The sequence below is a fragment of the Rhizobium laguerreae genome, assembly GCF_019778565.1.
In the GTDB taxonomy this organism is placed as follows: domain Bacteria; phylum Pseudomonadota; class Alphaproteobacteria; order Rhizobiales; family Rhizobiaceae; genus Rhizobium; species Rhizobium laguerreae.
The window spans coordinates 69,700-82,683 of the sequence record NZ_JAAXQT010000010.1 but is presented as its reverse complement, the minus strand read 5'-3'; the positions used below and the strand labels follow the sequence as shown (position 1 = coordinate 82,683).

At 61.5% G+C, this 12,984-nt stretch carries 11 protein-coding genes; 7 read left to right on the top strand and 4 right to left on the bottom strand.

What is annotated here, in order from left to right; genetic code table 11:
* Nucleotides 1-113: 113 nt before the first annotated feature.
* The 3 genes from HFO71_RS27140 to HFO71_RS27130 are packed head-to-tail and all read right to left on the bottom strand — an operon-like array spanning nucleotide 114 to nucleotide 944.
* Complete coding sequence (locus tag HFO71_RS27140; RefSeq protein ID WP_017957896.1) at nucleotides 114-353, bottom strand: hypothetical protein; 240 nt, start codon at nucleotides 351-353, stop codon at nucleotides 114-116.
* Nucleotides 354-362: 9 nt separating this feature from the next.
* On the bottom strand, nucleotides 363-623 hold the full coding sequence (locus HFO71_RS27135) for a hypothetical protein (RefSeq protein ID WP_131661943.1): 261 nt from the start codon (nucleotides 621-623) through the stop codon (nucleotides 363-365).
* Nucleotides 624-944: a helix-turn-helix domain-containing protein gene (locus HFO71_RS27130; RefSeq protein ID WP_131640750.1), complete on the bottom strand. Its 321-nt coding sequence runs from the start codon at nucleotides 942-944 to the stop codon at nucleotides 624-626.
* A gap of 195 nt (nucleotides 945-1,139) precedes the next feature.
* Between HFO71_RS27130 and HFO71_RS27125 the strand changes: the two genes are divergently transcribed.
* Nucleotides 1,140-2,201 carry a class I SAM-dependent methyltransferase gene (locus HFO71_RS27125; protein WP_221988638.1) on the top strand — a complete coding sequence of 354 codons (1,062 nt, stop codon included), beginning with the start codon at nucleotides 1,140-1,142 and terminating at the stop codon, nucleotides 2,199-2,201.
* Nucleotides 2,202-2,222: 21 nt separating this feature from the next.
* Here HFO71_RS27125 and HFO71_RS27120 read toward each other — a convergent pair whose 3' ends face one another.
* A complete protein-coding gene (locus HFO71_RS27120; RefSeq protein WP_207159552.1) occupies nucleotides 2,223-3,248 on the bottom strand; it encodes an AraC family transcriptional regulator in 1,026 nt (341 codons plus the stop codon).
* Between the two features lie 60 nt (nucleotides 3,249-3,308).
* On the opposite strand from HFO71_RS27120, the gene melA (HFO71_RS27115) reads away from it, so the two are divergent.
* From melA (HFO71_RS27115) to melA (HFO71_RS27090), 6 genes are all read left to right on the top strand, one after another.
* Nucleotides 3,309-4,775 carry an alpha-glucosidase/alpha-galactosidase gene (gene melA, locus HFO71_RS27115; protein ID WP_221988637.1) on the top strand — a complete coding sequence of 489 codons (1,467 nt, stop codon included), beginning with the start codon at nucleotides 3,309-3,311 and terminating at the stop codon, nucleotides 4,773-4,775.
* A 124-nt stretch (nucleotides 4,776-4,899) separates the two neighbouring features.
* On the top strand, nucleotides 4,900-6,987 hold the full coding sequence (locus tag HFO71_RS27110; RefSeq protein WP_131640752.1) for an ABC transporter substrate-binding protein: 2,088 nt from the start codon (nucleotides 4,900-4,902) through the stop codon (nucleotides 6,985-6,987).
* A gap of 177 nt (nucleotides 6,988-7,164) precedes the next feature.
* A complete protein-coding gene (locus HFO71_RS27105; protein WP_077980222.1) occupies nucleotides 7,165-8,172 on the top strand; it encodes an ABC transporter permease in 1,008 nt (335 codons plus the stop codon).
* Between the two features lies 1 nt (nucleotide 8,173).
* Nucleotides 8,174-9,307, top strand: coding sequence for an ABC transporter permease (locus tag HFO71_RS27100; RefSeq protein ID WP_221988636.1), 1,134 nt, complete (start codon nucleotides 8,174-8,176; stop codon nucleotides 9,305-9,307).
* A 10-nt stretch (nucleotides 9,308-9,317) separates the two neighbouring features.
* On the top strand, nucleotides 9,318-10,985 hold the full coding sequence (locus HFO71_RS27095; RefSeq protein WP_221966429.1) for an ABC transporter ATP-binding protein: 1,668 nt from the start codon (nucleotides 9,318-9,320) through the stop codon (nucleotides 10,983-10,985).
* A gap of 22 nt (nucleotides 10,986-11,007) precedes the next feature.
* Nucleotides 11,008-12,378 (top strand): alpha-glucosidase/alpha-galactosidase, encoded by a 1,371-nt coding sequence (melA, locus tag HFO71_RS27090; RefSeq protein WP_168327511.1) that lies wholly within the window; start codon nucleotides 11,008-11,010, stop codon nucleotides 12,376-12,378.
* Nucleotides 12,379-12,984 lie beyond the last annotated feature (606 nt).

Sequence of the window (12,984 nt, the reverse complement as noted above, 5' to 3'; positions counted from 1 at the left end):
ACAGCGCCGGCGCGCGCCGGGGAACCGTCCCGCATCGAACGGTTTGGCAATGGCTGGCGTGCGAGCGGATAGGCGAGCCTTTGCAGCTCGCCTATCCGCTCGCACGCCTGGGATCACGGCGCCGCAATCGCTGCGAGTCGATCGATGTCCACCAGCACGATGTCTTCGGAAACAGGTTCGCGATTGTGCAGCCGGAACCATTCCGCAGCTTCCCGCACGCGGTCACCATGCGGCGGCGGATAGGCGCCGAGTCCCAGAACCCATTCCCGCACGGTCTCGCGCTCCATCCGCCCGGCCCGATACCGATCGCAGACGGTTTTCGCCGATGCGACGAGATCATTGATGCTTTTCACGGATATTCCTCAATGCACGGATGGCTCGTCTTCTTCGAGAAAGGATCGAATGCCGTCGCGGGCGACGACGGCAAGGAATTCGTCGAAGGCATCCCTGTCTGTCGCAAATGGCTCGTCCCAGCGGATCAGGTCTTCCGCTTGCGTGACCACTTCCATCGTCCAGTCTTCATTGCTGCCCGATGTGCGGAAGATATCGACGAGCACGGTGATTCCGTCGTCGGTGAATTCTCCCGCCAGTTCGGAGTGTTCAAGCTTCTCTTTCTTTGCCATTCAGCCGCCTGCACCGGGAGGGGCGTCATTTGTGAGATGCTCCTCGTATTGAACCGTCTGGGTTTCGTTCGTGTCGATCGAGGCGGTCGCGCGTTTCGCAAGGCGAACGCCGGCCCCTCCGCCGTTTTCGGGGATGAAAATGACGCCGCCAACTTCCAGCGCCTGCTTCATGTCCTCAAGTGTGCGTTCATAGGGAGAGCGCTTTCCGGCCTCGAAATTGGCAATCGTCGCTTTGGCAACTTTCGAGGCTGACGAGAGGTCGTCCTGCGACCACTCCAGAAGTGCCCGGGCAGCCCGACATTGAGCAGAAGATAGAGACAAAACGACAACCTTGCATCAAAAGCGTAGTCTGCTTCCGCAAAACTATACGAAAACCTCATCTCGACACAAGCGATGTTAGCCCATCCATCACATTCTTCGACCGCTGGTATCCCATCTGCAAAAGGTCCAGGTGATTGACGGAATATCATTAAAGTCTAATTTAGATCATCCTTATCGCGCCCGGGGGAGGCAACAATGCGTGAACCAGATATGCAGAAACTCGATGCGCTTGTCGGTCGCCTTGTTGGCGACGTCGGCGCCGCCATGTCAGGCGCCCTGGTCGTGCTTGGCGACAAGGTGGGGCTCTTCAAGGCGATGGCCGACGGAACGCCGATGAGCGTCCAGGATCTTGCCGCGAAGACGGGGGTGAAGGAGCGCTACGTCAGGGAATGGCTGAGCGCCCAGGCGGCCGCCGACTACATCGCTTATGATGAAAAGACCGATCGTTTCAGCCTGACGCCGGAGCAGGCGATGGTGTTTGCCGAGGAAAACAGCCCGGCCTTTTTCGTCGGTGCCTTCGAGGTCGTTCAATCCATGTGGATGGACGAGCCAAAAGTCGCTGATGCCTTCCGCTCCGGCAAGGGTCTCGGCTGGCATGAGCACAGCACCTGCCTCTTCCGGGGAACCGAGCGGTTTTTTCGTCCGGGCTATAACAGCCATCTCGTCAATGAATGGATTCCGGCCCTTGGCGGCGTCGAGGAAAAGCTCAAGGCCGGAGCCAGCGTCGCCGATGTCGGCTGCGGTCATGGGGCATCGACCATCCTGATGGCGCAGGCCTATCCCGCCTCCCGCTTCACCGGCTTCGACTATCATGGCCCGTCGATCGAAAGGGCAAAGGCCGCCGCCGAAGATGCGGGTGTTGCGGACCGTGTGACCTTCCAGGAGGGCTCGGCGGCGGAATTTCCGGGGCGAGACTATGACATGGTCGCCATGTTCGACTGCCTTCACGACATGGGCGATCCAGTTGGCGCCGGCCGGCATGTCAAGGATACGCTTGGACCGAACGGGACGTGGCTGATCGTCGAGCCCTTTGCCCATGACCATCTCAAGGACAATCTCAATCCGGTCGGCCGTGTCTATTACGGTGCGTCGACGATGATCTGCACACCGGCATCGCTCTCCCAGGAGGTGGGGCTTGGGCTCGGCGCGCAGGCAGGAGAAATGAGGCTTCGAAAGGTCGCGCTCGACGCCGGGTTCACGCATTTCCGGCGCGCCACGGAAACGCCGTTCAACATGGTGTTCGAGGTGCGGGCCTGAAGCCAAGCCGGGGACGACCAGCTATCTCAGCTTGCCGATGCTGGCATACATGCCCGTCGTGCGGAATTCGGTGGGGTTGGTGCCGTAGACGCGGCGGAAGACTTTGGAGAAATAGTTGGGGTCCTCGAAGCCGCACATGATGGCGACTTCCTTGACCGGCAGGAAGTCCGCCTTGGTCAAAAGCTTGACGGCGCGCTGCAGGCGTTGCTGCAGCACGAATTCGGCCGGGGGCATGCCTTCGCTCTCGGCAAAGCTGCGCGAGAAATGCGCGCGGCTGAGGCCGACGATGCCGGCAAGCTCGCTGACCGGCAGCGGCTTTTCGAGATTGGCATTGATATGGTCGATCACCGGCTGCATGAGGCTGAGCTCGGCGGCGAAGGCCGGCGAGCCGAAGACGTCGTCGTAAAGCGCCATCGCCGCTTCATAGGCGATCGCCGAGGCGGCACCCGGCGACGTCGCGCCCTTGACCAGCCGCAGGCTGCAATCGGCGAGATGATCGATGGTCGCGGGCTGGAGCTTCAGCACCGGGCCGGCTGTCGACAGCACCATCTGGTGGATGCGCAGCGTTTCCTCGCCGTTCATCGAGATCCAGAAATATTCCCAGCGATCGCCCTTCTCCAGCCAGTAGCGATGATTGTGCGGCACCAGGACGAGCAGCGTGTCGCCACCCTGAAGGCGATAGTTGCGGTGCTGGTAGCGCAGCTGGCCGCTGCCGCTGATCGTGTGCTGCAGCACGGTGAAGGGAGTCTGGCCGCGCCGGCGACCGTCCCAGTCATAGCTCTCGTTCTCACGCACTTCATAGCCGGCGCTGGTCGGCATGGCGTGCAGTCGCTGGCGGCCGCGGGGTAGCGAAACCGTCCTCATCGACTGTCCGTTGGCGATCAAATCCTGCAGCACAAAATTACCCCTGAAAGCATAATCCTTCTCTGGTCGCCCTGCCGATTTCGGGCATAATCCCGGCCGACACGAGGAAGAGACCACGGCCGACAGAGCGGCCGGGAGGAAAAAGGCAGATTTTACGGTGTTTTCAGCCACATGCGTCGGCATGCGGCCTGATCCTCCATAACCGTCTTTTCCTTAGCATTCGATTGGGTCGAGGTGAAGATCATGAGTTTCAAAATCGCTATCATCGGTGCGGGCAGCGTCGGTTTCACCAAGAAGCTGTTCACCGACATATTGTGCGTTCCGGAGTTTCGCGACATCGAGTTTGCACTGACCGATATCAGCGAACACAATCTGGAAATGATCAAGGCGATCCTCGACCGCGTCGTCGAGGCGAATGGGCTGCCGACGAAGGTGACGGCGACGACCAACCGACGCCAGGCGCTGGAAGGCGCGCGCTACGTCATCAGCTGCGTCCGGGTCGGCGGGCTCGAGGCCTATGCCGACGATATCAGGATCCCGCTGAAATACGGCATCGACCAGTGCGTCGGCGATACGATCTGCGCCGGCGGCATCCTCTATGGCCAGCGCAACATCCCGGTCATCCTCGACTTCTGCAAGGATATCCGCGAGGTCGCGGAGCCCGGCGCGAAATTCCTGAACTATGCCAACCCGATGGCGATGAACACCTGGGCGGCGATCGAATACGGCAAGGTCGATACTGTCGGCCTCTGCCACGGTGTCCAGCATGGCGCCGAACAGATTGCCGAGGTACTCGGCGCAAAGTCGCTGAGTGAACTCGACTATATCTGCTCCGGCATCAACCACCAGACGTGGTTCATCGACCTGCGCCTCAACGGCCGAAAGATCGGCAAGGACGAGCTCATCGCCGCCTTCGAGGCGCATCCGGTCTATTCGCAGCAGGAGAAATTGCGCATCGACGTGCTGAAGCGTTTCGGCGTCTATTCCACCGAAAGCAACGGCCATCTCTCGGAGTACCTGCCCTGGTATCGCAAGCGGCCGGACGAGATCACCCGCTGGATCGATATGTCCGACTGGATCCACGGCGAGACCGGCGGCTATCTCCGCCATTCCACCGAAACGCGCAACTGGTTCGAGACGGAATATCCGCAATTCCTGGAATCCGCCGCAAAGCCGATCGATCCCGCCAAGCGCTCGAACGAACATGCGAGCCATATCCTCGAGGCGCTGGAGACGAACCGGGTCTATCGCGGCCACTTCAACGTCAAGAACAATGGCGTCATTACCAACCTGCCGTCCGATGCGATCATCGAATCGCCGGGCTTCGTCGATCGCTTCGGCATCAACATGGTTTCCGGCGTCACCCTGCCGGAAGCTTGTGCGGCCACCTGCATCGCCTCGATCAACGTCCAGCGCATGTCGGTGCACGCGGCGATATCAGGCGACATCGACCTCTTGAAGCTGGCCGTGCTCCACGACCCGCTGGTCGGCGCCGTCTCGACGCCCGAAGAGGTCTGGCAGATGGTCGACGAGATGGTCGTTGCCCAGGCGCGCTGGCTGCCGCAATATGCCGATGCCGTGCCGGCCGCCAAGGAGCGGCTGTCGAAATCGAAGGTGCAGACCCGCGACTGGGCGGGGGCCGCACGCCGCAACGTTCGCTCGATCGAGGAGCTGCGCGCGGAAAAGGCGGCGCTGAAACAGGCCGTCTGAATTTTGTGAAGGATGGGTCGTCATGGGTTTCCGGGAGGGAAATCCATGACACCAGACCCGCTTTCATGTCGTTCGAGGAAAAAGGAGCCGCGCAACCCGCGCTCCGGAACAAGAGGGAGAAACGATGATGAATTTCCGTAACGCAGGCATCCTGGCCGGACTGGCGCTCAGCGTCTCAGCCGCGGCGCTGAATGCATATGCCTCCGAGCCAACCATCCCGCCGGCGCCGGCCGACTTTCCGGCCGAGGGCAAGATCAACTATGTTGCGCGCGACTCCATCCTGGAGTTCAAGGCGCTGCCCGAATATCACGAGCCCGACTGGGTCACGAAGAATTTCGTCGCCTCCGGCAAGCTGCCGCCGGTCAAGGATCGCCTGCCGAAGGAGCCCATGGTCTTCAAAACAGGCAATATGCCCGACGGCATCGGCGTCTACGGCGATACGATGCGCCACGTCATCGGCGGCCGGCCGGAAGGCTGGAACTATGGCGCCGGCCAGACGCAGGGCTGGGGCGGCATCGATATCGGCCTTTCCGAATGCCTGACGCGCACCGCGCCGCTGTTCCAGGTGCAGGCCTCCGATACCGAGCCGCTGCCGAACCTCGCTAAGAGCTGGGATTGGTCTGAAGATGGCCACAAGCTGACCATGCACCTGATCGAAGGCGCCAAATGGTCTGACGGCGCGCCGTTCAGCGCCGACGACATCATGTTCTACTGGGAAGACGAAGTCATTGACCCGAACGTCTCGCCGCTCGGCGGCGGCGCATCGCCGGAAGCCTTCGGCACCGGGACGACGCTGAAGAAGGTCGACGACTACACCGTCGAATGGACCTTCAAGGAGGCCTTCCCGAAGCAATATCTCTACACGATGTCCTACCCGAACTTCTGCCCGGGTCCGTCACATATCCTGAAGCCGAAGCATCCGAAATATTCGAAGAACACATACGACCAGTTCAAGAACGCCTTCCCGCCGGAGTTCATGAACATGCCGGTCATGGGCGGCTGGGTGCCGGTGGAATATCGCTCCGACGACATCATCGTCATGCGCCGCAACCCCTATTACTGGAAGGTCGACGAGAAGGGCAATCAGCTGCCTTATCTGAACGAGCTGCACTACAAGCTCTCGACCTGGGCCGACCGCGACGTTCAGGCCGTGGCCGGATCCGCCGACATCTCGAACCTCGAGCAGCCGGAAAACTTCGTCGCCTCGCTGAAGCGTGCCGCGGAAGAAACCGCACCCGCCCGTCTTGCCTTCGGCCCGCGCCTCATCGGCTATAATCTTCGCATGAACTTTTCCGCCAATGGCTGGGGCAACCCGGACGAGCGCGGTCAGGCGATCCGTGAGCTGAACCGCAACGAGGACTTCCGCAAGGCCGTCACCATGGCGCTCGACCGCAAGGCGATCGGCGACTCGCTGGTCAAGGGACCGTTCACCGCGATCTATCCCGGCGGGCTCTCCTCCGGCACCAGCTTCTACGACCGCAACTCGACCGTCTACTATCCTTTCGATCTCGAGGGCGCCAAGGCTGAACTCGCCAAGGCCGGCCTCAAGGACACCGACGGCAACGGCGTCGTGAACTTTCCGGCCGGCACGGCAGGCGGCAAGGATGTCGAAATCGTCATGCTGATCAACAATCAGTACACGACCGACAAGAGTCTTGCCGAAGGTGTCGTCGGCCAGATGGAGAAGCTCGGCCTGAAGATCGTCATCAATGCGCTCGACGGGGCCAAGCGTGACGACGCCCACTATGCCGGCCGCTTCGACTGGCTGATCCAGCGCAACACGACGGAGCTGTCGTCGGTGGTGCAGAACACCGAGCAGCTCGCCCCTGTCGGTCCGCGCACCAGCTGGCACCACCGCGCCGGCAAGGATGACCAGCTCGATCTGATGCCCTTCGAACAGGAGCTTATCGACGTCATCAACAAGTTCAGGACGAGCCAGAGCAACGAGGAGCGCGTCGACCTGATGAAGCAGTACCAGAAAATCTCGACCGAGCACGTCAATACTGTGGGCCTGACGGAGTATCCGGGCGCGCTGATCATCAATAAGCGGTTCTCGAACGTGCCGCAGGGCACGCCGATCATGATGTTCAACTGGGCTGAAGACTCGGTGATCCGCGAGCGCATGTGGGTGGCCGCCGACAAGCAGGGCAAATACGAGCTGTTCCCCGAACAGCTGCCCGGCAAGCCCGGCGAGAAGGGTCCGATCAACTGATGCATGATGCCCGGAAACAAAGAGTTAAAGCGCGTCGCATGTGATGCGACGCGCTGGAGAGCTCCCTCCCAGCTGAAGTGAGTTCCGGGCCGCGCGTGCCGCGCGCGGCCCGATATGACCAACGAGCCGGCCGCGCTGACAAGGAGCGACTGGCGGCAAGGAGAAGCGAACCGTCTGATGTTACGATTCCTGCTCGTGCGCATAGCCTCCGCGATCCCCATTCTCTTCATCCTGAGCGTGGTGACTTTCGCAATCATCCAGGCCCCGCCCGGCGACTATGCCGATTACATCCGCTCCCAGCTGATCAACCAGGGGGGCGCCTCCTATGCCCAGGCCGAAGCGCAAGCGCAGGCTTACCGCGTCGAACACGGGCTCGATAAGCCGCTGGTCGTCCAGTACATCAACTGGATCGGCGGAATTGTGACGCGCGGCGATTTCGGTTACAGCATGTTCTACAACAAGCCGGTCGCCGATGTCGTCGGTGAACGCCTGCCGCGAACGTTGCTTCTGGCGCTCGTCTGCCACCTCTTTGCCTCGGTGCTTGGCATCGGCTTCGGCATCTGGGCGGCAACGCGACAGTACAGCTGGATCGACAGCCTGCTTTCGGGAATTTCCTTCCTCGGCATGACGGTGCCGCGCTTCCTGATGGCGCTGATCATCGTCTATCTCCTGGTCTTTCAGCTCAACGTGACCGAGATCGGCAGCTTCTTCTCGCCGCAATATGGCGGGGCGCCCTGGTCCTGGGCGAAATTCGTCGATCTCGTCCACCATGTCTGGCCGGTCGTGGCGATCGCCACCTTCGGCGGGCTCGCCTACAACATGCGCGTCATGCGCGGCAATCTGCTCGATACGCTGAACGCCCAATATGTCGAGACGGCCAAGGCCAAGGGCCTTTCAGGCGGAGCGGTGGTGATGCGCCATGCGGTGCCGAATGCGCTGCATCCGCTGGTGATGTACCAGGGGGTCGTGCTGCCCTACATGCTGACCGGCGAGATCGAGACCGCCATCATCTTCGCGCTGCCGACCGTCGGTCCGGCGATCGTCGGCTCGATGGCGGTCGGCGACGTCTATGTCACCGCCACCTTCATGATGGTGCTGTCGGCGACGCTGATCGTCGGCAACATCATCGCCGACATGCTGCTCGCCTTGCTCGATCCGCGTGTCCGCCAATATGGAGGAGCCTGAGATGCTTGCTTTCGACTCTTCCGCAACACCGCCGACGACCGACATCGTGGCCAAGCCATCGCATGGTCATGAGAGCTATATCGCCCTTGTCTGGCGCCGGTTGAGGCGCTCCTGGACCGGCATGGCAGGCCTCGTGCTCGTCGTGCTCCTGCTCCTCATGGCAATCTTTGCCGATTTCTTCGCGCCGATGGATCCGAAGGCGACCGATGTCGGCTTCGCGCCGCCACAGGTGATGAGCTTCCACGACAAGGACGGCAATTTCGTCTTCCAGCCGCGCGTCTATGCGCTGTCGGATTCCGAAGAGCTTGATCCGGTCACCTTCCAGCCGATTGTCGGCATCGACTACGATAATCCGCGGCTGCTCGGCTTCTTCGTCAAGGGCGCTGAATACCGGCTGTTCGGCCTGATCCCGGCCAACCGCCACTTCTTCGGCTCGACCGACGGAAAGCCGGTGCATTTCCTCGGCACCGACAAGTTCGGCCGCGACGTGCTGTCGCGCGCCATCATCGGCTCGCGCATTTCGCTGACGATTGCCCTGACGGTCGTGTTCATCGTCACCATCATCGGCACGACCGTCGGAATGGTGTCCGGCTATTTCGGCGGCACCTTCGACGTCTGGCTGCAGCGTTTCGTCGAGCTGGTGCTGGCCTTCCCGCAATTGCCGCTCTATCTGGCGCTGACCTCGCTGATCCCGGTGACGGCGCCGACCAATGTCTTCCTCGCCTTCGTCATCGTCGTCATGTCGGCGCTCGGCTGGGCGCAGATGTCGCGCGAGGTGCGCGGCAAGACGCTGGCGCTCGCCCGCATCGATTATGTCAGGGCCGCCATGGCCGTCGGCGCCACCGACACACGCATCATCTTCCAGCACATCTTGCCGAACGTGATGAGCCACGTCATCGTCGCGGTGACGCTGCATATACCGAGTGTCGTGCTGCTGGAATCCTTCCTCGGTTTCCTCGGCTTCGCCGTCAAGCCGCCGCTGATCTCCTGGGGGCTGATGCTGCAGGATACGGCGACCTATTCGGTCATCGGCTCCTATCCCTGGATTCTCGCTCCCGTCGGCTTCGTGCTCGTCACCGTCTTCGCATTCAATGCGCTCGGCGACGGATTGCGCGACGCGGTCGATCCTTATTGAGGTGATTGATATGGCTCTTGCACTGGTCAATTCCTTCGCTCCGCCCGTCCGCCATGATCATGATGGCCGTTCGGACACGCCGATCATCGATGCCCGCAACGTGGCGGTGAATTTCAAGGTCGAGGACGGCATGGTCGAAGCCGTCAAGGACGTCTCCTTCCAGCTCTATCGCGGCGAGACGATCGCGATCGTCGGCGAATCCGGTTCGGGCAAATCGGTGACGGCGCGAACCGTGATGGGATTGTTGTCAAAGCGCGCCGTCGTCTCCGAGAAATCGACGGTCGCCTATGACGGCAGCAATATCCTGAAATTCTCCGAGCGGGCGCGCCGCAAGCTGCGCGGCGATCGCATCTCGATGATCTTCCAGGAGCCGATGAGCTCGCTGAACCCGATCTATACGATCGGCAGCCAGATTGTCGAAGCGATCCGCGTGCATCGCCGGATCAGCAAGAGGGATGCGCAAAAGCGCGCGCTCGAACTGCTGGAACATGTGCAGATCCCCGATCCCGCCGCGCGGCTCATGCAATATCCGCATCAGCTTTCCGGCGGCCAGCGCCAGCGGGTGATGATCGCCATGGCGCTTGCCAACGATCCCGATGTGCTGATCGCCGACGAGCCGACGACGGCCCTCGACGTCACCGTGCAGGCGCAGATCCTCAACCTGATCCGCAACCTGCAGAAAGAGCTGGGGATGGCCGTCATCCTCATCACCCACGACCTGACGGTTGTGCGGCAGTTCTCGGATTACGTCTATGTGATGCAGTACGGCGAAGTGCGCGAGCACAACACCACCGAAGCGCTGTTTGCCAATCCGCAGGACGCCTATACCAAGCATCTGCTCGCCTCCGAGCCGCGCGGCCTGGCCAATCCGCTGCCCGAAGGATCGGATGTCATCCTCGATGCCAAGGGCGTGCGCGTCTCCTTCATGATGCGTCACGGCACATTTCTCAAGCCGGCGATGCGTGAGCTTGTCGCCGTCGACAGCCTCGACCTGACGTTGCGCCGTCACGAGACGCTGGGGCTGGTCGGCGAATCCGGCTCCGGCAAGACGACGTTCGGCCAGGCGATCCTGCGGCTGAACACGCCCGACAGCGGCGAGATCCGTTTCGACAATCAGCCGATCCACGGCCTGTCCAGGTCCGAGATGCGGCCCTTGCGCGCCCGCATGCAGGTGGTGTTCCAGGACCCGTTCTCATCGCTCAATCCGCGCATGACGATCGGGCAGATCATCGAGGAAGGTCTCGTCGTCAACAGGCTGGGCGCGACCAAGGGCGAACGGCAGGATCGGGTGCGCGAAGCGCTGATTGCTGCCGGCATGCCGGGCAATATCCTGTCGCGTTTCCCGCACGAATTTTCCGGCGGCCAGCGCCAGCGCATCGCCATTGCCCGCGCTATCGCGCTGGAGCCGGAATTCATCCTGCTCGACGAGCCGACATCGGCGCTCGACCTTTCCGTCCAGGCGCAGATCATCGAACTGCTGCGCAAGCTGCAGGACGAGCGCGGCCTGAGCTACCTCTTCATCTCCCACGACCTCAAGGTCGTCAGGGCGCTCTGCCATCGCGTCATTGTCATGCAGCATGGCAAGATCGTCGAAGAGGGTCCCGTCGACGAAGTACTATCCCATCCCAAGACCGCCTACACCGAACGGCTCGTCAAGGCCGCTTTCGAGGTAGCATGATTATCGAATGCCGGAGGCTATAATGGCAGGAAATCCCAAAATCACCTTTATCGGAGCAGGCTCCACCGTCTTCATGAAGAACATCGTCGGCGACGTGCTGCAGCGGCCCGCGCTGTCAGGCGCGACGATCGCGCTGATGGATCTCAATCCGCAGCGGCTGGAGGAAAGCGCCATCGTCGTCAACAAGCTGATCTCGACGCTCGGCGTCAACGCCAAGGCCGAGACCTATTCCGACCAGCGCAAGGCGCTTGCAGGCGCCGATTTCGTCGTCGTCGCCTTCCAGATCGGCGGCTATGAGCCCTGCACGGTCACCGATTTCGAGGTGCCGAAGAAATACGGGCTGCGCCAGACGATCGCCGATACGCTCGGCGTCGGCGGCATCATGCGCGGCCTGCGCACCGTGCCGCATCTCTGGAAGGTCTGCGAGGACATGCTCGCCGTTTGCCCCGAGGCGATCATGCTGCAATATGTCAACCCGATGGCGATCAACACCTGGGCGATATCGGAGAAATATCCGACAATCCGCCAGGTTGGGCTTTGTCATTCGGTGCAGGGCACGGCGATGGAACTGGCCCACGATCTCGACATCCCTTACGAGGAAATCCGCTACCGCGCGGCCGGCATCAACCACATGGCCTTCTATCTCAAATTCGAGCATCGCCAGCCGGACGGTTCCTACCGCGACCTCTATCCCGATCTCGTGCGCGGCTACCGCGAGGGCAGGGCGCCGAAGCCCGGCTGGAACCCGCGCTGCCCGAACAAGGTGCGTTACGAGATGCTGACGCGGCTTGGCTATTTCGTCACCGAAAGCTCGGAGCATTTCGCCGAATACACGCCCTATTTCATCAAGGAGGGCCGTGAGGATCTGATCGAGAAATTCGGCATTCCGCTCGACGAATATCCGAAACGCTGCATCGAGCAGATCGAGCGCTGGAAGGGCCAGGCGGAGGCCTATCGTTCGGCCGACAAGATTGAGGTCCAGCCGTCGAAGGAATATGCCTCCTCGATCATCAACTCGGTCTGGACCGGCGAACCCTCGGTGATCTACGGCAATGTCCGCAACAATGGCTGCATCACCTCGCTGCCTGCCAATTGCGCCGCCGAAGTGCCCTGCCTCGTCGACGCCTCCGGCATCCAGCCGACCTTCATCGGCGACCTGCCGCCGCAACTGACGGCGCTGATCCGCACCAATATCAACGTGCAGGAGCTGACGGTGCAGGCGCTGATGACGGAAAATCGCGAGCACATCTACCACGCCGCGATGATGGACCCGCATACGGCAGCCGAACTCGACCTCGACCAGATCTGGTCGCTGGTCGACGACCTGCTCGCCACCCACGGCGACTGGCTGCCGGAATGGGCGCGCACGAGCCGCAAAGTACAGGCCGCCTGATCCCCTCTCCCGGGTGAGGCGTCAAGGAGCCCCGCGGTCGCAACAACCGCGGGGCTTTTTGCGCGTGTGGGGTGGGGCGCTTTTTCGATTAAGGTGCCGGCAGGCCATCGGCTGTTGCGCAGGCGAGATGTCGATACGTCGGATTGGCGGAGTTCTTGCCGGGCGACTTGAATTAAACACAGTCCGACGCTATCTAACGGTCATCGGCGTTGCTGGTGAGTGCTCCACGCGAGCGTTCGCGACTGCCGAAGTCGCTTATCTGCTTTTGACCACGGATGTACTGGCACTGGTGTGAGAGCGATGTTGGAAAGGTCGGTGCGATTTCGCCCCGGCCTTTTTTATTTGCCCGTTAGCCAGGGCGGCAAGTGTCCCCTCAAACGACATCGGTGTCGTCTCCAACAAGGTTGGCTGCGTCTTCAGGGCTCAAACTGGGTCGGCCCCATCGTCGAACTTCCCGCAAGTTCCGTTGGGTTATGGCAGCAAACTTCTCCATCGGGCAGTCACCGGTCAGTTAGACGGTTCGATCTGCTACGACTGGACCCCGAAGGGTTGGTCGTTGTGTTTCGATTAAAGGAAAAGCGATTGTCGGTATGAACGCCCGACAAA

Bases quoted from the DNA above. Each gene is read 5' to 3' on its own strand.
- HFO71_RS27135 (WP_131661943.1), bottom strand. From the start codon at position 623: ATGGCAAAGAAAGAGAAGCTTGAACACTCCGAACTGGCGGGAGAATTC.
- melA (WP_221988637.1), top strand. From the start codon at position 3,309: ATGAGTTTCAAAATCGCTATCATCGGTGCGGGCAGCGTCGGTTTCACC.
- HFO71_RS27125 (WP_221988638.1), top strand. From the start codon at position 1,140: ATGCGTGAACCAGATATGCAGAAACTCGATGCGCTTGTCGGTCGCCTT.
- HFO71_RS27100 (WP_221988636.1), top strand. From the start codon at position 8,174: ATGCTTGCTTTCGACTCTTCCGCAACACCGCCGACGACCGACATCGTG.
- melA (WP_168327511.1), top strand. From the start codon at position 11,008: ATGGCAGGAAATCCCAAAATCACCTTTATCGGAGCAGGCTCCACCGTC.
- HFO71_RS27120 (WP_207159552.1), bottom strand. From the start codon at position 3,248: ATGCCGACGCATGTGGCTGAAAACACCGTAAAATCTGCCTTTTTCCTC.
- HFO71_RS27105 (WP_077980222.1), top strand. From the start codon at position 7,165: ATGTTACGATTCCTGCTCGTGCGCATAGCCTCCGCGATCCCCATTCTC.
- HFO71_RS27095 (WP_221966429.1), top strand. From the start codon at position 9,318: ATGGCTCTTGCACTGGTCAATTCCTTCGCTCCGCCCGTCCGCCATGAT.
- HFO71_RS27110 (WP_131640752.1), top strand. From the start codon at position 4,900: ATGATGAATTTCCGTAACGCAGGCATCCTGGCCGGACTGGCGCTCAGC.